The organism is Limnoraphis robusta CS-951 (assembly GCF_000972705.2).
Map to the genome: position 1 here is coordinate 26,161 of NZ_LATL02000014.1, position 20,369 is coordinate 46,529.

Here is a 20,369-nt window from a genome sequence, read left to right on the forward strand (position 1 = left end):
AGGAAAAAATCTATGTTAAAAAAACGCCTAAAATCATCAAAATTGTTAGTTCTGGCAACTCTATTGTTGATCAGTTTAATCACTTTTTCCTCCTTAGCACAAACGCCTAGCCACTCGGATCTGCCCGGAAAAGGTGTGATAATTCGTTCAGGGACAAGCGATTGGATTGAGGATCGATTTCAAACTGAGATTATCAACATTGGGTTGGAGAGACTCGGTTACAAAACAGCACCATTGGTAGCAGTAGCATATCCAGCCCTCTATACCGCAGTCGCCAATGGGGATTTAGATATTGCGCCCGTGTTTGGAGAACCAGGGCATAATGAATTTTATAAAAATGCGGGCGGTGAAGAAAAGTTAGAGAAAGTCGGTTTACTTTTTCCTCTTATCCAGGGCTATCAGATTGATAAAAAAACGGCAGATCAATATCAAATTACGAACTTACAACAATTTCAAGACCCAAAGATTGCCAAGCTATTTGATAGCGATGGAGATGGCAAAGCTGATCTAGTTGGTTGCGATCCCGGTTGGAGTTGTGAGTTAGAACTGGAGCATCATTTGGATGCTTACAAACTGCGGAATACTGTGAAAATCAATCAGGGAAATTATACCGCCTTAATTGCGGATGCCTTAACTCGTTACCGACAAGGAAAACCATTTTTTTCCTATGTTTATAGTCCTTTCTGGCTCGGTCAGGTGCTGAAAGTCGATCAAGATGTTATTTGGCTGGAAGTTCCTTTTACTACTTCCCGCATGGGAGAGCTTACCGCTAAAGATACCTCGCTAAACGGAAAAAATCTGGGGCTGGTTCAAGGGAAATATCGAGTGATTGCCAACCAGAAATTTTTAGCCAAAAATCCATCTGCAAAACGTTTCTTTGAACGGGTTCAAATTCCTTATGAAGATATGATTCGAGAAAGCTATCGCATTAAAAATGGTGAAAATAAACCCAAAGATATTCGTCGTCATGCTGAAGAATGGGTTAAGGATAATCAAGACCTGTTTGATGGATGGTTAGCTGAAATTAATCAGACCAGCAACAATCTAGGGGAACAACCCTCAAGTATGGGCGATAATACTACTAGCAAAAGTTTAAAAGGACTGAATATCTTATTAAATCCCTTCCAATTTTACACCATTCCTCTGGATCAGTGGATTACCGCCAGTATTAATTTCCTTGTCGATCACTTTCGTCCCCTATTCCAAACCATTCGGATTCCTATTAGTTGGGTACTGACACAAATTCGCGGTTTATTGCTGGCAATTCCTCCTGTAATTTTCCTATTGCTGGTTGGCTTGATGACCTGGAAACTGGCCGGACAAAGTGTAGGAATTTACAGCCTGCTGGCTCTCACTTTGATTGGTTTTGTGGGGTTGTGGGAAGCGGCGATGGTTACTCTGGCTCTCGTGGTTACAGCCGTGATCTTCTGCATTATTGTGGGCATTCCTTTGGGTGTGGCTTGTGCGCGGAGTGATCGATTTGAGCAAGCGTTTCTCATCCTCCTAGATACCATGCAAACCCTGCCAACCTTTGTTTATCTGGTTCCGGTGATTATGCTATTTGGAATTGGAGAAGTTCCAGGGGTGATTGCTACAATTATCTATGCGCTTCCCCCCTTAATTCGCTTTACAAATTTGGGCATTCGACAAGTCTCGACCGAGATTGTGGAAGTTGCTGGTGCTTTTGGTTCAACGCCCAGACAAATCCTGTGGGAAGTGCAAATTCCTCTGGCTATCCCAACGATTTTGGCTGGAGTGAATCAAACGGTTTTATTTGCTTTGGGGATGTCGGTGATTGCTTCGATGATTGCAGTTCCAGGGCTGGGTTTAACCGTATTACAAGGAATGGGGCGTTTGGATGTAGGGATGGCGGCTGTGGGGGGACTAGGAATTGTTTTGTTGGCAATCCTGCTTGATCGGATTACTCAAGCGATTGGAAAGGCAAATAACAACAATGGCAACCTAACTTATTAAGCCGAGAATTTTTGATCAGTTGGCAAACCTGTCCTCACTTCAAAATAGCTGTTCTTCAATGAATTTGACTGGACGATGGGTGACACCCCTCTAGCCGAGAAAGCCGATTTGTGCTATGTTCCCCCCCAAGGGGTCAAATATTTGTGCTACGGTTTAGACAAGTATTGACCCAATGACGGATTGAGCCTCGTCTGCCTTTTCACGAGAACAGCTACTCTATGCTTATCGTTCCTGGCGTTGAAGTCAAAACACGCATCTACGAAAGTGCCAATTCTTTAGTTTATCGCGCTCTTCGACAGCCAGACAACGAACCTGTTATCCTGAAAATCCTCAAAGAAAATTATCCCACGCCACAAGAACTTGCTCGTTATCGTACCGAATATCAGATTACTAAATCCTTGAATTTAACAGGCTGTATTAAAGCCTATGATTTGCAGCCCTATCAAAATACCCTCGTGATGTTTATAGAGGATTTTGGCGGGGAATCATTAAAGATTTTGATGCAGCAGAAACCGTTGAGTTTAGAAGAATTTTTGAAAATAGCGATCGCCATAACAGACAGTTTAGCAGATCTTCACGCTGCCCATATTATTCACAAAGATATTAACCCCTCAAATATTGTTTTCAACCCAGATACTCAAAAACTAAAACTTATTGATTTTGGCATTTCTACAAAATTTACCCGAGAAAATCCAATCCTAAAAAATCCGAACGTCTTAGAAGGAACCCTTCTCTATATTTCCCCCGAACAAACGGGAAGAATGAATCGGAGTTTAGATTATAGAACGGACTTTTATTCACTGGGAATTACCTTTTATGAACTGCTGACTCATCAACTGCCTTTTGAGAGCATCGATGTATTAGAGTTAGTTCATTGTCATCTGGCAAAACAAGCGTTATCGCCCTCAGAAATTAATCCAGAAATTCCTCCAGTATTGTCAGAGATTATCATAAAATTAATGGCAAAAAACGCCGAGGAACGCTATCAAAGTGCCTTCGGAATCAAAGCCGATTTAGAAAACTGCTTAAATCAATTAACTACTACTCAAATCTTATCAAAATTTCCCCTGGCTCGTCAAGATATTTCTGAACAATTTCAAATCCCGCAAAAACTCTATGGGAGAGAACAAGAAATTGAAACACTGCTAACAACTTTTGAACGGGTTTATGAAAAAAATCAACTGTTTTTAATTGCGGGTTATTCGGGGATTGGTAAATCAGCTTTCGTTCAAGAACTCTATAAACCGATTACTGAAAAACGGGGTTATTTTATCTCCGGTAAATTTGACCAATATCAACGCAATATTCCCTACAGTGCCGTTGTTATTGCCTTTCTAGAATTAATTAAACAACTGTTAGCGGAAAATGAAGCAAAGCTAATAGAATGGCGAGAAAAATTACTAGCAGCTTTAGGGATCAATGGTAGAATTATTATTGATGTTATTCCCGAAGTTGAATTCATCATTGGGAAACAACCCAAAGTTCCAGAAGTGGGGTTGAGTGAGAGTCAAAATCGCTTTAACTTAGTGTTTCAGAATTTCATCAAAGTTTTTCTCAAACCCTCACATCCTCTCACCCTATTTCTAGATGATTTACAGTGGGCGGATGGAGCATCTCTAAAGTTAATTGAACTGTTAATGAGTGAAACAACACCCGGTTTATTTTTAATCGGTGCCTATCGAGATAACGAAGTTTCTGCGGCTCATCCCTTAAGCTTAACCATCGAAGAAATTCGCAAAACAGGCGCCAGTATCAACGGGATTTTACTCTCGCCTTTGGAGTTACCAACGGTTACTCAATTCGTTTCTGACACTCTAAATTTACGTCAAGATGAAGTTAGGGATATCGCTGAATTGGTTTTCAATAAAACAGGCGGTAATCCTTTTTTTATGAATGAGTTTCTCAACTCGCTGTATGTTGAGGGATTGTTGAACTTTGATATGATTTCTCGCCAATGGAAATGGAACATAGAAGAAATACAAGAAAAGAATTATACGGATAATGTCGTTGACTTGATGGTGTTTAAAATTCAAAGGTTGCCAGAAAATACACAAGAAACACTCAAAATAGCAGCTTGTATGGGCAATCAATTTGAATTGCAAACTTTAGCTACTCTTTGTCAAAAATCCTTGCCAGAGATGGCAGATAGCTTGCACAACGCTATTGCAGAGAACCTAATTTTACCCCTACATAATATGGGCGATGTGGAATTAGCAATAGCCGGAAAATTACCCGACAACCAGCCCTTATCCTACAAATTTGTTCACGACAGAATCCAGCAAGCCGCCTATTTGCTTATTCCCGAACCTGAAAAACCATTTGTTCATCAAAAAATTGGTCAAATCTTACTCAAAATTATTCCCTCTGAAAAGCGAGAAGAAAAAATCTTTGAAATTGTTAATCAACTGAATTTTGCTGATCAGTTACTCTCTAAGCAACAAGAGAAAGATGAATTAGCTCAGTTAAATCTTATTGCTGCTCAAAAAGCTAAAGCTGCTGTGGCTTATAATGCGGCACAAGAATACTTAAATATAGGTAGAAAACTACTAGCAACTAATAGCTGGCAACAACAGTATGAACTGACTTTAGCGTTGTATGAAGAAGCCGCAGAAGTCGCTTATCTATGTGGAGATTTTGAACAGATGGAAACCCATATAAATGTTGTACTTCAAAGAACCAAAAATATTCTGGAAAAAATAAAAGTTTATGAAATACAAATCCAAAGTTGTATCTCTCTCGCAAGAGTTTCAGACAATGTAAAAATTGGGCTAAAAGTATTAGAGTTGCTGGGAGTATCTTTTCCTTCTTCGCCTAGCCCATTATATGTTCGGCAACGTTTACAGCAAACTCGGGAAACTTTAAAAGGTAGAAATATAGAAGATTTAATGAATTTACCTGTGATGACAGATCCCGAAAAATTAGCAGTGATGCGTATCTTCTCAACTATAACTCCTGCCATTAATATGGTTGGACGAGAATTATGGCTATTAGTGGTCTGCGAACAAATAGATTTGCTGATAAAATATGGTAATTGTCCTCAATCTGCCCTTATTTACAATTGTTTTGGTACTCTTATAAACCGGGTTTTTCAAGATTTTGATGCAGCTTATGAATTGGGAGTCTTAGCTTTAAAATTAGTGGCGGGTTTTACAACTCAGGAATTCAGAATAATTACACTTCAAGGAGTAGCAACAACCTTGATTCATGCAAAGTCTCATCTTAGAGAATCATTAGCACTCCTCGAAGAATCTTGCTTAAGTGGAATACAAAACGGTCATTTAACTTATGCAGTTGTTGCGGCTTATTTTAAATGTCAGTATTCATATTTCAGTGGTTTAGAACTAAGCAAACTAGAAAGGGAAACAGCAATTTACAGTAATATTCTAACCGAATGTAAACCCAGAATAAGTTTAAAAATTTATCAATTTTATCGGCAAATTATCTTGACATTGACCGATGTAAATGAAAAACAATTAATTAGTCAATATTTTACAAATAGCCAAATCATTGATTCTCAAATCGCTTATTCAAAAGTCGATACTTGTATCGTTTATTTGAATCAAGTTGTCTTGTGTTATCTCTTTTATAAATTTCCTGAAGCCTTGAAAAATGCTATTTCTGCCGAACAGTATTTAGATGAAATACCCGGAATGATTTATGTTCCTCTGTTCTTCTTCTACGATTCCTTAGTTCAACTGGCTGTGTATTTATCTGCCGATCAGTCCCAGCAAGATTGTTTGCTGGTAAAAGTCAACAAAAATCAAGAAAGTCTGCAAAAATGGGCGGAAAGCGCCCCAATGAATTATTTACATAAATTTTATCTGGTAGAGGCAGAAAAAGCACGAATTTTAGATCAATTTCTCGAAGCAATGGATTATTATGATCGCGCAATTTCCCTCGCTAAAGAACATGAATATATTAATGAAGCCGCCCTCGCTTACGAACTCGCCGCCAAGTTTTATTTATCTAAAGATAAAGAACTCACGGCTAAGGCTTATATGCAGGAAGCCCGTTATCATTATCAACTCTGGGGTGCAACAGCAAAAGTCAAACATTTAGAAACTCAATACCCCCAGTTATTCGTCATTAATAAACGAACCCATTCAGAAGTCTCAAACCCGATCTCAACAACCGGAAATCATTCTAATTCTTCCTTAGATATCGCTGCGATTATGAAAGCGTCTGAAGCTATTGCTGGCGAAATTGTCATTGAAAAACTCTTGTCAAAATTAATGAAAATTTTGATAGAAAATATTGGGGCTGAACTGGGTTATTTAATCTTAGAGAACGAAGGAACATTAAGAATTGAAGCTGAATGTTTCTCGGAAAATGAAGAAGTAACGGTTTTACAATCCATCCCCGTTGAAACTTGTCAAAAACTCGCCGAATCTATTGTGAGTTATGTGGCGAGAACTCAAGAAAAAGTAGTTTTAAATAATGCGACTGCTGAAGGCAACTTTACCAACGATCCTTATATCAAAAAAACACAAGCTAAATCTATTTTATGTACAGCTTTGATGAATCAAGGACAACTCAGTGCAATTGTTTATTTAGAAAATCGACAAACAGCCCAAGCCTTTACGCCCGAACGATTAGAAGTTTTAAAATTATTATCAGGACAAGCGGCGATCGCCATTGCCAATGCTAAACTTTATAGCGAAGTCAAAGAACGTGAAAATCGTTTGACTCAATTTATTGATGCTATGCCAATTGGGGTCATTGTACATGATAATACTGGGCAAATCACCTATACGAATCAAACCGCGTGCGAACTTAGTCGCATTTACACAATACCAAAAGCGAGTTCTGAACAATTAGCCGAAATTTACCAACTTTATCAAGCTGGAACTAACAAGTTATACCCTACTGAAAATCTACCCATTGTTCGTTCTTTAAGGGGTGAAACGGTTAAAATTGAGGATATGGAGTTTCACGGAGGAGATAAGATTCTTTCTTTGGAGGTGTCGAGTACGCCCATTGTTGATGAAACGGGTAAAATAAATTATGCGATCGCAGCCTTTCAAGACATCACCGAACGCAAAAAAGCAGAAAAACTGTTAGCCGATTATAACCGCACTTTAGAGCAACAAGTCACCGAACGTACTCAAGAATTACAAAGAGAAATTATCGAGCGAAAACGAGCCGAAGAAGCCGCACAAGCCGCTAATAAAGCTAAAAGCACGTTCCTCGCCAATATGAGCCATGAATTGCGAACTCCCCTCAATGCAATTCTAGGTTTTTCTCAATTAATGAATCGTTCTTCATCACTTTCTGGAGAATTTCAAGACTATTTAGGAATTATTTCTCGCAATGGAGAACACCTACTAACTCTGATTAATCAAGTCTTAGATTTATCTAAACTTGAAGCTGGACGTGCGACACTCAACGAAACCAACTTTGACTTTCATCGCCTATTAAATGACCTCGAAGATTTGTTTAAATTATCGGCTGAGACTAAAGGATTGCAGTTATTAATCGAACGAACTCCAGACGTTCCTCAGTACCTCCAAACCGATGAAACTAAACTCCGCCAAGTTTTAATTAACCTCCTTTCTAACGCCATAAAGTTTACCTCGGTTGGGGGTGTTTCTGTGAGAATTAGAGCCGAACATTTAGAGTCTCGAATCTATTTTGAAATCGAAGATACGGGCGAGGGAATAGCCGAGGATGAACTGAAGACTTTATTTGAAGCTTTTGTACAAACTCAAACGGGGACAAAATCTCAAGAAGGAACGGGACTCGGGTTAACTATAGCCCGCTCTTTTATTCAGTTAATGGGGGGTGAGATGACGGTGAAATCGCAAGTTGGGCGAGGGACTTTGTTCAAGTTTAATATTAAAGCTAACTCAGTAGAAGTTGCTGATATTGAACAAGAAGAACCCTCTCGTCGAGTGATTGAAATTGCACCCAATCAACCTCGTTATCGCCTTTTAATTGTAGATGATCGTTGGGATAATCGTCAGTTATTAGTTAAATTACTTTCTCCCTTTGGCTTTGAACTAACAGAAGCCAGTAACGGGGTAGAAGCAGTTCAAATGTGGGAGGAATATTCACCCCATTTAATTTTTATGGATATGCGAATGCCAGTCATGGATGGATATGAAGCCGCCCAACGTATTAAAACTAGAGAAAAGGAACACAAACTCTCATCTGATTCCCCTTTTTTTAAGGGGGGTGAAGGGGGGATAAAAGGTCAAGCTACAGCCATTATAGCAGTAACAGCTAGTAGTTTTGAAGAAGAGAAAGCGGTTGTATTATCTTGTGGTTGCGATGATTTTGTTCGTAAACCTTTTAGAGAAGAAAATATCCTTAATATTCTGCATAAACATCTGGGTGTAGAATTCATTTTTGAAGACGTTAATCCGATTTCTGTGAGCAATGATTTGGAGGTGAATGTCTTGACAAAATCGGCTTTAGCTGCATTACCTTCGGAGTTGTTGGTTAATCTCCAGCAAGCCATTATCAATCTTGATTTAGAACAAATGCAAGCCGTTATCGAGAAAATTGGGAAAATTGAACAATCATTAGCAAAGGCTATAGAGGCTTGTTTGAAAAAATTTCAGTACGAAAAATTGTTGGATTTAATAACTTCTTTGAGTGATAAATTATGAATAATAATCTCAATCTAGACGACAAAGAAACAATTTTAATTATTGACGATTGCCCTGATAATTTGCACCTATTAAGCGAAATTTTATCTCATGCTGGATATAAAGTTCATCTGGCTCCGAGTGGTAAATTAGCCCTAAAATTCATCGAGTTGAATTTACCCGACTTAATTTTACTGGATATTATGATGCCTCAAATGGATGGCTATACCGTTTTTGAGCAGTTCAAAAAAGCTGAGGAACACAAAGATATACCCGTTATTTTCATCAGTGCTTTGCATGATGTATTTGACAAAGTTAAAGCGTTTTCTTTGGGGGGAGTAGACTACATTACTAAACCTTTTAAAGAACAAGAAGTTTTGGTTCGCGTCGAAAATCAATTGCGTCTGAGAAGGCTTTCTCAACAACTCATAGAAAAAAATATATTAGAAGAACGTAACCGGATGGCGCGAGAAATTCATGATGTTTTAGCACAAGCCTTTACAGGAATTATCCTAAATTTAGGAGCGGCTGAACGAGCGATGGAAAAGACTCCAGATCAAGCAGTTTCACATCTGAAAACTGTGCGCGAACTCGCCAAGACTGGACTAGCAGAAGCCCGACGTTCAGTAACAGCTTTGCGCCCACAATTGTTAGAAAATGGCGATTTGTATAGCGCTCTTAACCTGATTGCTACACGGATGTCATCCCATAGCCAGACGCGCATTGTTTTAGAAGTCATGGGTACCGTAGATTCTCTCCCTTTAGAGGTTGAAAATAACTTGCTGCGAATTGCACAAGAAGCACTAACCAATGCTTTTAAATATGCGAAAGCGAGTACAATTAATATTGAGCTAATTTATGAACCCGAACAGTTTTCTTTGCGAGTGCAAGATAACGGACAGGGATTTGATGTAGAGAGTCCTTGTTTTCTGAACGGTTTTGGTTTTTTGGGAATGAAAGAACGAGCCGATCGCATTCACGCTCAACTGATGATCACGAGCGAAGTTGGACGAGGAACAGAAATTCGGGTTTCGGTTCAGCGATAATTGGAAAAATTTCCAAGTGAAGTTTCACGTCAACAATATTTTGAGTAAGTTGAATGTCAAGGATAGAACCCAGGCGGCGCTCGTTGCTTTGAAACGGGGAATGGCTAGTTTATAGTTGGGCTGGTACGATACGCCGTTGCGATGGGAAGCTAAGAAAAAACAAGCAGTCTCCCAACAACAACCAGCAGGGAATAAAAGTTTGATGAAAACGGGGGTAAATCCGGTAAAAGCTTCTAGATTTACCCCTGGATACTGCATTTTTCGCGAATTTTACGGCTCTGACCAAGCTGGATGGGAGAACAACGCTTCAATCAACCTGACGCCTCGCAGTTGGTTAGACAGGGGTAAATGACCCACAGGTGCAGTTAAATCCCAGGTAAACTCTTGCGGGTAGCGAGTCCAATTTCCATTCTGACGCCAGCCAATTTTTGGCCAAAGTTTCTCCCAGTTTCTCCCAACACCTAACCAAAGCTGTCGTTGTACAGAGTAACCAAATTTTCCTTCAGAATAGATCCGCCAGAACAAATCAAGGGTATGTAAGTCAGCCGTAGAGAAGCGTTTGACTTCCGAAAAATAAACCCATTTTCGTTCAACAGCAGCTTGGCCGGCAAGTTCGCACAACTTTTGCAGGGTTAATTTGTCCGCTTCTTGAAAGTCTTGTTGAGCGAGGAGTGTTTGAAGCTGACTGTAGTCCGCTTCTGCTTCCGGGTTGGCTGAGAGTAAACCTTTGGGAAAATGAGCTTGTAGAAAATCTTGAACCTCAGAGGAGTTGGCGGTATAAAGAATCTGATACGCTTTACCCTCAACAGGAGTCGGAGAAGCAGATTGACGTTCTAACAAAAACTCCATTAATACGGGTATACCGACTTCCCCCGCCTCCGCTAATGTTTGAATCAGTTGTAGCTTCGTTTTCTCAGAACCCGAGTTGAGTTGAGAGCGAACATCATCCGGGTTGAGTGATGCGTCCTGTGCTTTGAATAGGGTCGAATCAGTCATAGGAGGCGTTTTGGGGTGAGCAATCTACATGACACTGGTGTGTAGATCCTCAACTATTGTACAGGTGTATGTCTCCTTATTCTATGATCGTTGCAAAATCTGATTAACAATTGTGCTAGTCGAGAGGGGAACTTCGACTTGAATCAAACTAATCTTCCCCCCATAGGCTAAAATAGCAGGGGTTTCGGGTAACGTTTCTAGGGTGTAGTCGCCACCTTTGGCGTAGATTTCGGGTTTTAACGTTTCGATCAGTTGAGTCGCCGTAGCTTCACTGAAAATCACCACTGCATCTACAGGTTTGAGGGCGGCTAGAACTTCGGCTCTTTGCATTTGCGATACAATTGGACGAGGTGGAAATCCAGGTTTTGCAGGTTTGAGGCTTTGAACTGAGCGATCGCTATTTAAGCCGACAATTAGCGATCGCCCCAAAGTTTTAGCTTGCTGTAGATAACGAATATGTCCGGCGTGGATCAAATCAAAACAACCATTGGTTAAAACCAAAGGACGCCAAGCCGCTGGATCTGAAGCGATCGCCTGTTGTAATTGTTCCAAGGTGTAAAGATTTTTGAGATTTAATGAATCGGGATTTGCCATGAGTTTTGATCCGTAATAATGATAGTCTGAATTTCATTAGGGAGCGCGATTTGATTGTCGGTGATCTCCATATTGAGGTCACACTTGTAAACCCGATGCTTACGGGTTCACGGGGTAAAGAAAGTTACAGTCGGTATGCTAGGCTAGCGTTAATCAAGTTATATCGTTAGCCCAGGTCATTTGACTCCGGCGTTAAGCTAACCCGATAGGCTCCTGCATCAGTCTATAACAACTTGAAAATCTGCATTCTCCTTTTGCGGGTTTGAGAAGCCAAAAACTATCTTGACTCGCCCCCAAATTATTCCACCCTGCTGCTTATGCAGATGATCACTGAGTTCACTCAATCCTATGAAAGCAACTACTAGCCGTCAATTTCCCTCACTCGCCGCTTGGAGTGTTAAACTGATCGGGGCTATCTTGATTGTCTCTTCTTTAGTAGACTACCTGATCTTGTTAATTCCGCCCAATTTACTCAATCGAGGATGGCAACTGAGTGTTACGAGCCAATTGGTTGATCGCGGTATTGTCCCCATGGTCGGAATGGGTTTAGTTTTGATTGGTTTTTGGATGGATAGCGTTACTTCTGGAGGAAGTCAAAAACCGATTAAACCTTTAGTTGATTTGAGATTTTGGATAGCACTCCTCGCCAGTGTATTGGGACTGCTTTATCTGTTGTTATTTCCCCTCCATTTGAATAATACTCGTTTAGCGCGGGCGGAAGCGTTGAGTCAAATTCAGCAACAAGCTTCTCAAGCGGAAACTCAACTGGAAACCCAACTGGGAAGCGATCAGTTTCAACAACAGGTTGAACAACGGAAAAATCTACTCAAAAATCAGTTTAGTAGTGTGATTCAAAATGAGGAACAGTTGAATCAACTTTTGGCTCGAGAAGATCTGCCTCAGCAAGTTAAAGACGTTCTCGAACAATCCAAAACAAATCCTCAAGTTCTCGAACAATTTTTAGAACAGCAAGCTGATAGTCTACCGACTCAGCTTTTAACTCAAATTAGAGAACGTCAGCAACAACTCGAAGAACAGGCTAAAACTCGTTCTTTGAAGTCCAGCTTACAAACCGGAATTAGCAGTTTATTACTCGCAATTGGTTATATTGGAGTCGGTTTTACTGGTTTAAAAGGGGTTGGAATTTTGGGTGGGGGTCGTCGTAAACCTCCTGCGGGTTAGTCTCAAAGCATTTTGCTAACAGTAATCAGTATCAGGATAAGCGGAAAAAAACTGATCACTGATTACTGATTATAAACTGTGTTTTTTCTGTTAAATTTTTTATTCTCATTGGTAAGTTTTTAAATTCCTCAAAAACTAATGTTTTCAATTTATATCCTGACTTACAACGATGAAATTGATATTGCGGCTTGCATTGAGTCGGCGATGTTATCTGATGATATTATTGTTGTAGACTCTTTAAGTAGCGATCGCACGGTTGAAATCGCCCAACGTTATCCGGTGCGCGTCATCCCTCATGCTTTTGAAAGTCACGGACGTCAACGAACTTGGATGCTTCAGGAAGTTCCCTGCAAATACGAATGGGTTTATATTCTAGAGTCCGATGAACGGATGACGACCGAGCTGTTTTCTGAGTGTTTAGAAGCGATGAAAAGCTCTGAATATATTGGTTATTATGTCGCAGAACGGGTGATATTTCTCGGGTCTTGGATTCGTCGCAGTACCCAATATCCCCGTTATCAAATGCGTTTATTTCATAAGGAGAAAGTCTGGTTTACCGATTACGGTCACACAGAACGAGAAGTTTGTCAAGGGCCGACCAGTTTTTTAAAAGAAACCTATCCCCATTATACCTGTAGTAAAGGGTTATCCCGTTGGCTGGAAAAACACAACCGTTACTCAACCGATGAAGCCGCAGAAACCGTTAAGCAGTTGGAATTAGGAACTGTTAATTGGGGAGATTTGTTCTTTGGAAAATCAGAAGTTGAACGACGCCGAGCGCTGAAAGACTTTTCTCTGCGTTTACCCTTTAGGCCGTTTATCCGCTTTTTTTATATGTATGTTATGTTGGGTGGTTGGTTAGATGGTCGCTCCGGGTTTGCTTGGTGTACATTACAAGCATTTTATGAATATTTAATTGTACTAAAAACTTGGGAAATTCGCAATATGCCCGTTCCCGAGTTAACACCTGCTCATCTTCCTGTTGTTGAGATGAAAGAAACCGCAGTTTCTTCTCAAGTTTACACTGAAGAATAGGGAACAGATTACAGGTGATATCATGTCCGGATAATTAGTGATCAAAAACTTTCTCATAATCTCTTGGTGCGCGTTCCCGATTCGCCCGCAGGTGGTGAGAGCAGTGCGTTGGGCGGGTTCCCCGACTTGAAGCAACTGCCGAACCCGAAGGGCGCGGGGTCGCACCGCTCCTCCTCTTTCTTCTTCTTTATTTCCTCCTGACTCCTGACTCCTGACTCCTGACTCCTGACTCGGTGACTAACGAAAGATGGGTTACGCCCATGCTAACCCATCCTACCGTTCACAAATTAAGCAGCTTGACAGTATTTTTTGTAGATTCCATCTAACAACAAATTAAAAGCAAAAACAGCTTCTTCTGTCGCTGAAATCGCCTCTTGTTTTTGTTCGTCCGTTTGACAGAGTTTAACCAAAGCATCACGAGTCATCTGAGAGTGAACTTCATCGGCTTTTTCATGGACTTGAAAAAATGCAACTGCATCGGATGAAGTAATGCCATAATAGGTGTTCAGTCCGGCAATTTTAGTTGTAGAAACTTCGGGAATTTGGGCTTCATAAGCATAAAGCGCAGCCAAACCTTTGACTGGATTTTCACTGCGAGACAGTTCTTTTAAAATGCTAACCGATTGTTGGGTTTGTTTGAGATGTTGACGTTCCTTGACTGCTTTTCTGTCAACGCCTAATCCTTCAGCAAACCGCAACCAAAGTTCAGGATGATTGGCAGAACCCCGTTCTTCTTCGATTAAATTTTCCAGCAACATCCGACGAATTTCTAAGTCATCACAAGCGGCGTGAGTAGCACTAACGTAGGTGGGGAAGTGATGAACTTGCAAATAATATTCTTGGGCGTACTCTTGCAGCATCCCTAGCGTCAGTTTGCCTTCATTCCAGAGTTGATAGAAAGGATGCTTCAGCAGATGATTTCCATCAATAATCGCGTCAATTTGAGTTAAAAACTCTTGCTCAGTAATGGATTGCTCTTGGACTAGCATAATTCACCCTAGTGATGTTGATGCTTGTGAATTGTATACCAAATTGGCGAATTTTGACACTCCGCGCCACGACTTCAGAGTCTCAAAACGAACTTACGCTACATTTGCCCCTCTAACTTGATCTCGAAAATCTGCTATAGTAGCCTGCGGTTCTTCTGCAATCGGGTAAGCTAAGTACAGATTGAGGTAGGTTTGATGGTCGATCAACAAAGTTGGAATAAACAGGTGCAACCCGCCCTCTGTCGCATTCTAGATGCAAATTTAGATCGCGCTCGTGAGGGATTGAGAATTATTGAAGAATGGTGTCGCTTTGGACTCGATAGCGCAGAATTGGCTGAGGAGTGCAAACAGTTGCGACAAGAATTGGCTCAGTGGCATACGATGGAACTCCGGTTGTCGAGAAACACGCCTGGAGATTTGGGTACGGAACTCACGCACCCCCAAGAAGAAAGACGCGAGGGGATTGATAGCGTATTACAGGCGAATTTTTGTCGCATCGAAGAAGCTCTACGGGTACTGGAAGAATACGGCAAAATTTATCACCCGGATATGGGCGTATCGTTTAAGCAGATGCGCTATCGAGTTTATACCCTAGAAAGTCGATTATTGGCTTATCGACGTTATCAACTTCTCAATGATGCCTATTTGTATTTAGTGACTTCTCCATCGGATAAAATGTTCTCGATTGTAGAAGCGGCGTTGCAAGGCGGACTGAAATTGGTGCAGTATCGCGACAAACAAAACGATGATGAAACTCGACTTCAGAATGCAGAAAAGCTCTCTCAACTTTGTCATCGTTATGATGCCCTGTTTATTATGAATGATCGCGTGGATTTAGCGATCGCTTCTAACGCTGATGGGGTTCATCTCGGACAAAAAGATATTCCGATTAGTTTAGCGCGTCAGTTACTCGGCCCGCAACGAATTATCGGACGTTCAACGACGAACCCCCAAGAAATGCAAAAGGCAATTGACGCCGGTGCCGATTATATTGGGGTTGGGCCTGTGTATGAAACTCCCACGAAGGCGGATAAACCTGCTGCTGGCTTGGAATATGTGCGTCATGCGGCTGACAATTGTTCGATTCCTTGGTTTGCCATTGGCGGAATTGATATGAATAATTTTGATGATGTCATGTCTATTGGTGGGGAACGGATTGCGGTAGTCCGAGCGATTATGGAAGCCGAACAACCGACGCTAGTGACGCAATATTTTCTGTCTCAACTGACGCGAATTCAAACCTTACGGACTTACAATATTTTACCAAATCCTTCTTGAAATTAACCGTTAAAATCTCATGTCTGATTCAATCCAACTTCAGGTTAACGGAGAACTCAAAACCTGTTCTCCTCACACGAAATTACCCGATTTTTTAGAACAGATGGGATTAAATCCCCGTTTGGTGGCTGTGGAATATAACGGCGAAATTCTGCACCGACAATTTTGGGAAACGACAGAGATGAAAGCCGGAGATGTCCTGGAAATTGTCACCATTGTCGGCGGGGGAATGACAGTAACCAGTGATCAGTTATCACTCATTCCTATTAATTATAGACAGGTTGAGTCTGAGAAGCTGATTGATGTTTAGTACAGGCGGTTTCCGTTTGAATGACAAAAACTGAACAAGACGCATGATGCAAAACAGAGCTACTCACACTTTTTAAAAGGAATTCTGACCATTTCATGCGGTTTCGTCGTCCAACAATCACTAGATCGGCATTCCAATCTTTCGCTTGCTCACAAATTAACGCACTGGGATTTCCCACTTGATATTGATATTCTACAGAAATTCCTTGAGATTTGGCTGTATCACAATAACGTTGTAATTGCGAACGAACTTGCTTCACTTGCTCTGTCCAACTTGCCTGGGAGAATTGTTTTAGGATTGTGTGTAAATTCACATTTCCTAAAGTCCCAATTCCAGCTAAGGGATTGATTTTTTCTTCGTTCTCCCAAGAAATACAATGAAATAACATCAGGTGACTTCCTTCAGTTTTGGCGACTTTGAGCGCCTCTTGAAAAACTCTTTCTACTTCTGGAGATGAAATATCGAGGGCGACTAAAATTTTATGAAAAGTCATTATTTTTCCTCTTTTAAGATTAGATATTGACAGTAAACTCAAGCTTCAAAAATACCAATTTTGTCTCAAGGCGAGTGACAGATCCACCCAGTTTCTCATCGTTATATCATGTCCGGTTGATTAATTGCGTTATGGGTGTAGGGCGGGTTTCACTAAATTTTTCCTCCCAGACCTCGCTATCGCTCTAGCCGCGCCCCTACATAATGATCATTAATTAATTGGATGTGATATTACTTCTGCATTTGAGGCACTGTACAGCCAGGAGAAACCGGGTTTCTGAGCCAGCTTGACCGGAAAGAGATTTTTTAGGAATTTATTCAGATTTTGAGTGATAATTGGTAGCCTGTTCTACAGATCCATCTCCATTGTCGCCGAAAGTGGTGATTTTAGATAGCTATTTTAAGTTTATTTACAAACCCCTGACTGTGATGAACTCTCAGCATTCAAGACTGATAATTTTCTCTCAAAAAAAAATAAACCCAACCCCAAAAATCAGGGTTAGGTAAGATTTCAACTCAGATCAACTGATTGTTATGAAATGCAGTCTTGCTATTAGTAAATATGCTTAGTCTTCTCGCCACTCTTCATAACCAATCAAATCAATAATCCGATCTCGCAGTAAAAAGTCATTGTCTTCTAATTCACACTCAACACCTTCCCAGTCTCGGGCTGGAATATATTGACACAAGGTATAAATTGGTTGATGACAGCCAACAACCCCCTGACAAACTAAGTGACGGGCTTCATCTTTGATCACATTAATGGAATAAACTTTAGTTTGAAGCATTGTTCCTCTCTCTCGCCTTTTATTAAAAGAATCAAACACCGCCATTTACACTCTGATCAGGACTCAAGAGCAAAACGGCTGAAAATCAAAATTCTATTTCCAATTTTATTTTCCTCTAGATTGAGCATATTTATCTATTTAGTTTAAAATTATTAACAGAAAATCCCCCGAAATTTGGCAATTGTTCGAGGTCTGTGTTAAACTGTAGTTACAGTAATAATATGGACCTTCTGTGGCTAATGCCTTGTAGCTTGAAGAAAGTCCAAAGCAAAAGTAAAAACAGAGGCACATGGGCTGTGCCGAGATGATGTCAAACAGACTAACTGGATTGGGCTAATTGAGCTTTAATCTTTTGCCAAAGGGCTTCAAATTCTTCTAATGTGTATTCAGATAACGGGCGATCGCAAGCTTGTTCAAGTCGGGAAAATCGCTGAATAAACCGATGATTTGTACCCTGTAACGCCGCTTCTGGATCAAGTTCATACCATCGGGCTAAATTAATCAACGTAAATAAAACATCTCCTAATTCTGCTTCTTGATTAGCTTTTTCTTCGTGTAAAAGCGCGTGTTCAAACTCCGCTAATTCTTCGTGAAACTTCTCCCAAACTCCCTGAATATTCTCCCACTCAAACCCAACAGATGCCGCTTTTTGAGAGATTTTCATTCCTGCCATCAATGGCGGAAGTTGACGGGCATACCGACTGAGTTTAGACGATAACGGTTGGGTTTCGGGGTTTTCTCCCTTTTCGGCTGCTTTGATTTGTTCCCAATTTTCATGGACTTCTTCTATCGTTTCAACTTCAACTTCTGCAAAGACATGAGGATGACGACGAATCATTTTTTCGGTGATGCGGTTAGCAACATCTTCGAGGGAAAATTGTTGAGACTCACTAGCTATTTGGGCTTGTAAAACCACCTGAAGCAATAAATCTCCTAATTCCTCTGCGATCGCTTCGATATCCCCACTGCGAATAGCATCCACCACCTCATAGGCTTCTTCGATCACATAGGGCGTCAGGGTTTGCGGCGTTTGGGCGAGATCCCAAGGACAACCCCTATCCGGCGATCGCAACTGGGCGACAACATCAATTAAACCTTGCAAAGCGGTTAAAGTGGGCGATAAAGCTTGGGGATGGGAATTTTGAGATTCAGACATGGGTGATGGCATTCTAGCACTACTAGAAAAGCTTAAAACATATTCTTAAAAATGTGTACTCTGAGAAACCGGGTTTCTATTCCAAATGTGTAGGGTGCATCAAATTAGGGAAATTTGTTGGCAGGATAACCAAATAATTTTTGATACACCCTACGAGGTTGACTATAGCAATAAACCCGATTGATGATGAGGAGATTAATAAGAGGAATTCCAGATCAAAATTCCCTCAGAAGTTGCGATGGAAAACAAATTCCCTTGTGGACTAAATAAATTTTGTCGGGCATCATAGATTACCATTGGAGAAATATTCGGCGGAAAAGCTAAGTCAAAAGTCTCACGGCTTCCGACATAAAAAAAGCTTGCCCCGGCTACTTCTCCACTGGCAAAATAAGTCATTCCATCCCCAGAAAGAGTTCTATTTCTGCTGGTTCTATCTACAGATAAACTGAAGTTAAAGCGTAACATTCCCGTTGATATCTGCCAAACTCGCACATGAGTAACGATGGGAAAACCGCTAACAATAGTTAAAACTGAACTGAGTAAAAATTGACTATCCAGACTAAATGTAATGTTATCAATAACTGTTTCTTCATTCAAGGTATACAGCAATTCACCTGTGCTAACATTCCAAACTTTAACTTGTCCTTTGCTGTTATAACTGGCGAATTTTTCATTATTATGACTAAACACCAGTTTTTCTAACTTCGGAGGGTTAAACGTCAAAGTTCGGATAGTTTTACCCTGTTTTACATCCCAAATTTGAATGTCTCCATTATCAGGATATTGATCATCAATACTTCCAGCAAATGATGCCAAAAATTCTCCATTTGGGCTAAACTCTAACAAGGTTAAAAATTTTTCGTCTAGGGTGAAATAATCTAAGAATTGGATAGTTTCAAAGTTTTGAATAACTTGGCTAGTTCGATTTAAAAGTTTCAGACTCAGTTGCTTTTTCTCGGTGTCGTAAACGTAAAATGCGATAATTTCAGCGTTGTTATTCAGGGCAAAGCTATGATAAATTTGATTGGGTTCTTCGGCAATTAAATTAAGAGAATCTCCCGTTTTAACATCCCAAAGTTGAATTCCGGTTTTTGGCTGATAACCAGCTAAAACTTCTTCGTTATAACTCCAATCAATTTTAGATGCAGATTGAGATAATTTTCGTTCAAATTTATTATTTTTCCAGGGGTTAGCCGGAAGAAAATCAGGAGAAATAACAGGTTCAATAATCACTTGAGAATTGACTCGATCTATTTGTCCAGGTTGTAAACGAGATTGGGCGATAAAAACAGCAATTTCCGCTCGTGTTGCGGGTTGATTGGGTGTGAGTTTTTTAGGATTATTTGGACTGGCAATAATTCGTTTTTCTAAAGTTGCAGCCACACCAGAATTAGCATAATTTGGAATATCTTTTGCATCCTCAAAAAGTTGACTAAAAGAGTTAATCAGTTGAGGATTTGCTTGCAAATTTAACCCACTTGCTAAAGCGACTAAAGCTTGAACTCTGGGAATATTTTGTTGGGGTTTAAAAAGATTACCGGGATAACCCGAAATAAACTTTCGTTCATAAGCCCAACGAATGGCTTCAAACGCCCAAAACTTAGATGAAACATCGGAAAATTTAATCGCTTCTCGTTTAGCCGGAATATCAGGAAAGGCTTTCTTTAAAGCGGCTGCAAATTCCGCCCGTGTCATTAAGTTATCGGGTTTAAACTTACCATCAGGATAACCATTAAATAAACCAGAATATCCTAACTCTTTTAGACAGTTTTCTGCCCAATAATTTTTAATATCTAACCAGATTTCATCGGGAGTTAGGAAAGAAAAAGGTTGTTCAGTTGTTTCTTGTTTCATTGTTTTCACAGAATTTAATCTCGTTTTAAAGAAAGTAAAAATCCGGTTTATTATAAGAGATTGAAGCTTACTGTATAAACCGGGT

15 protein-coding genes are annotated in these 20,369 nt (G+C 40.3%); 8 read left to right on the top strand and 7 right to left on the bottom strand.

Annotated elements, in window-relative coordinates; all coding sequences use genetic code 11:
- Nucleotides 1-12 precede the first annotated feature (12 nt).
- From proX to WN50_RS35665, 4 genes are all read left to right on the top strand, one after another.
- Entirely contained in the window at nt 13-1,974 is a 1,962-nt protein-coding gene (gene proX, locus WN50_RS35660) for a glycine betaine/L-proline ABC transporter substrate-binding protein ProX (protein ID WP_082172226.1), read from the top strand.
- A gap of 218 nt (nt 1,975-2,192) precedes the next feature.
- Nucleotides 2,193-8,585 carry an AAA family ATPase gene (locus WN50_RS01265; RefSeq protein WP_046279073.1) on the top strand — a complete coding sequence of 2,131 codons (6,393 nt, stop codon included), beginning with the start codon at nt 2,193-2,195 and terminating at the stop codon, nt 8,583-8,585.
- Nucleotides 8,582-9,610, top strand: coding sequence for an ATP-binding response regulator (locus WN50_RS01270; protein ID WP_046279072.1), 1,029 nt, complete (start codon nt 8,582-8,584; stop codon nt 9,608-9,610). The genes WN50_RS01265 and WN50_RS01270 overlap by 4 nt, the downstream gene beginning before the upstream one ends.
- 16 nt (nt 9,611-9,626) lie before the next feature.
- The gene (locus WN50_RS35665) at nt 9,627-9,725 is read left to right on the top strand and encodes a LuxR C-terminal-related transcriptional regulator (protein WP_235440790.1); all 99 of its coding nucleotides are present in this window, start codon (nt 9,627-9,629) and stop codon (nt 9,723-9,725) included.
- A gap of 155 nt (nt 9,726-9,880) precedes the next feature.
- Here WN50_RS35665 and WN50_RS01275 read toward each other — a convergent pair whose 3' ends face one another.
- Complete coding sequence (locus WN50_RS01275) at nt 9,881-10,606, bottom strand: GUN4 domain-containing protein (protein ID WP_046279071.1); 726 nt, start codon at nt 10,604-10,606, stop codon at nt 9,881-9,883.
- An 81-nt stretch (nt 10,607-10,687) separates the two neighbouring features.
- Nucleotides 10,688-11,200: an adenylyltransferase/cytidyltransferase family protein gene (locus WN50_RS01280; protein WP_046279070.1), complete on the bottom strand. Its 513-nt coding sequence runs from the start codon at nt 11,198-11,200 to the stop codon at nt 10,688-10,690.
- 348 nt (nt 11,201-11,548) lie between these two features.
- Between WN50_RS01280 and hpsJ-B the strand changes: the two genes are divergently transcribed.
- Nucleotides 11,549-12,382 (top strand): hormogonium polysaccharide biosynthesis protein HpsJ, encoded by an 834-nt coding sequence (gene hpsJ-B, locus WN50_RS01285; RefSeq protein WP_046279069.1) that lies wholly within the window; start codon nt 11,549-11,551, stop codon nt 12,380-12,382.
- A gap of 138 nt (nt 12,383-12,520) precedes the next feature.
- Complete coding sequence (locus tag WN50_RS01290) at nt 12,521-13,417, top strand: glycosyltransferase family 2 protein (RefSeq protein ID WP_046279068.1); 897 nt, start codon at nt 12,521-12,523, stop codon at nt 13,415-13,417.
- A 287-nt stretch (nt 13,418-13,704) separates the two neighbouring features.
- Here WN50_RS01290 and WN50_RS01295 read toward each other — a convergent pair whose 3' ends face one another.
- A complete protein-coding gene (locus tag WN50_RS01295; protein WP_046279067.1) occupies nt 13,705-14,406 on the bottom strand; it encodes a CADD family putative folate metabolism protein in 702 nt (233 codons plus the stop codon).
- Nucleotides 14,407-14,601: 195 nt separating this feature from the next.
- Here WN50_RS01295 and WN50_RS01300 point away from each other — a divergent pair, with 195 nt between their 5' ends.
- A complete protein-coding gene (locus WN50_RS01300; RefSeq protein WP_046279066.1) occupies nt 14,602-15,684 on the top strand; it encodes a thiamine phosphate synthase in 1,083 nt (360 codons plus the stop codon).
- A gap of 19 nt (nt 15,685-15,703) precedes the next feature.
- Nucleotides 15,704-15,994: a sulfur carrier protein ThiS gene (gene thiS / locus WN50_RS01305; protein ID WP_046279065.1), complete on the top strand. Its 291-nt coding sequence runs from the start codon at nt 15,704-15,706 to the stop codon at nt 15,992-15,994.
- Here thiS and WN50_RS01310 read toward each other — a convergent pair.
- The 4 genes from WN50_RS01310 to WN50_RS01325 form a co-directional block, all read right to left on the bottom strand.
- Nucleotides 15,951-16,487 (bottom strand): universal stress protein, encoded by a 537-nt coding sequence (locus tag WN50_RS01310; protein WP_046279064.1) that lies wholly within the window; start codon nt 16,485-16,487, stop codon nt 15,951-15,953. The genes thiS and WN50_RS01310 overlap by 44 nt on opposite strands.
- Nucleotides 16,488-17,052: 565 nt before the next feature.
- A complete protein-coding gene (locus tag WN50_RS01315) occupies nt 17,053-17,274 on the bottom strand; it encodes a DUF4327 family protein (RefSeq protein ID WP_046279093.1) in 222 nt (73 codons plus the stop codon).
- A 319-nt stretch (nt 17,275-17,593) separates the two neighbouring features.
- Nucleotides 17,594-18,430 carry a nucleoside triphosphate pyrophosphohydrolase gene (gene mazG, locus WN50_RS01320; protein ID WP_046279063.1) on the bottom strand — a complete coding sequence of 279 codons (837 nt, stop codon included), beginning with the start codon at nt 18,428-18,430 and terminating at the stop codon, nt 17,594-17,596.
- A gap of 195 nt (nt 18,431-18,625) precedes the next feature.
- Complete coding sequence (locus tag WN50_RS01325; protein ID WP_049557546.1) at nt 18,626-20,284, bottom strand: S-layer homology domain-containing protein; 1,659 nt, start codon at nt 20,282-20,284, stop codon at nt 18,626-18,628.
- Nucleotides 20,285-20,369 lie beyond the last annotated feature (85 nt).

Bases quoted from the DNA above. Each gene is read 5' to 3' on its own strand.
- proX (WP_082172226.1), top strand. From the start codon at position 13: ATGTTAAAAAAACGCCTAAAATCATCAAAATTGTTAGTTCTGGCAACT.
- WN50_RS01265 (WP_046279073.1), top strand. From the start codon at position 2,193: ATGCTTATCGTTCCTGGCGTTGAAGTCAAAACACGCATCTACGAAAGT.
- WN50_RS01270 (WP_046279072.1), top strand. From the start codon at position 8,582: ATGAATAATAATCTCAATCTAGACGACAAAGAAACAATTTTAATTATT.
- WN50_RS01275 (WP_046279071.1), bottom strand. From the start codon at position 10,606: ATGACTGATTCGACCCTATTCAAAGCACAGGACGCATCACTCAACCCG.
- WN50_RS01280 (WP_046279070.1), bottom strand. From the start codon at position 11,200: ATGGCAAATCCCGATTCATTAAATCTCAAAAATCTTTACACCTTGGAA.
- hpsJ-B (WP_046279069.1), top strand. From the start codon at position 11,549: ATGAAAGCAACTACTAGCCGTCAATTTCCCTCACTCGCCGCTTGGAGT.
- WN50_RS01290 (WP_046279068.1), top strand. From the start codon at position 12,521: ATGTTTTCAATTTATATCCTGACTTACAACGATGAAATTGATATTGCG.
- WN50_RS01295 (WP_046279067.1), bottom strand. From the start codon at position 14,406: ATGCTAGTCCAAGAGCAATCCATTACTGAGCAAGAGTTTTTAACTCAA.
- WN50_RS01300 (WP_046279066.1), top strand. From the start codon at position 14,602: ATGGTCGATCAACAAAGTTGGAATAAACAGGTGCAACCCGCCCTCTGT.
- thiS (WP_046279065.1), top strand. From the start codon at position 15,704: ATGTCTGATTCAATCCAACTTCAGGTTAACGGAGAACTCAAAACCTGT.
- WN50_RS01310 (WP_046279064.1), bottom strand. From the start codon at position 16,487: ATGACTTTTCATAAAATTTTAGTCGCCCTCGATATTTCATCTCCAGAA.
- WN50_RS01315 (WP_046279093.1), bottom strand. From the start codon at position 17,274: ATGCTTCAAACTAAAGTTTATTCCATTAATGTGATCAAAGATGAAGCC.
- mazG (WP_046279063.1), bottom strand. From the start codon at position 18,430: ATGTCTGAATCTCAAAATTCCCATCCCCAAGCTTTATCGCCCACTTTA.
- WN50_RS01325 (WP_049557546.1), bottom strand. From the start codon at position 20,284: ATGAAACAAGAAACAACTGAACAACCTTTTTCTTTCCTAACTCCCGAT.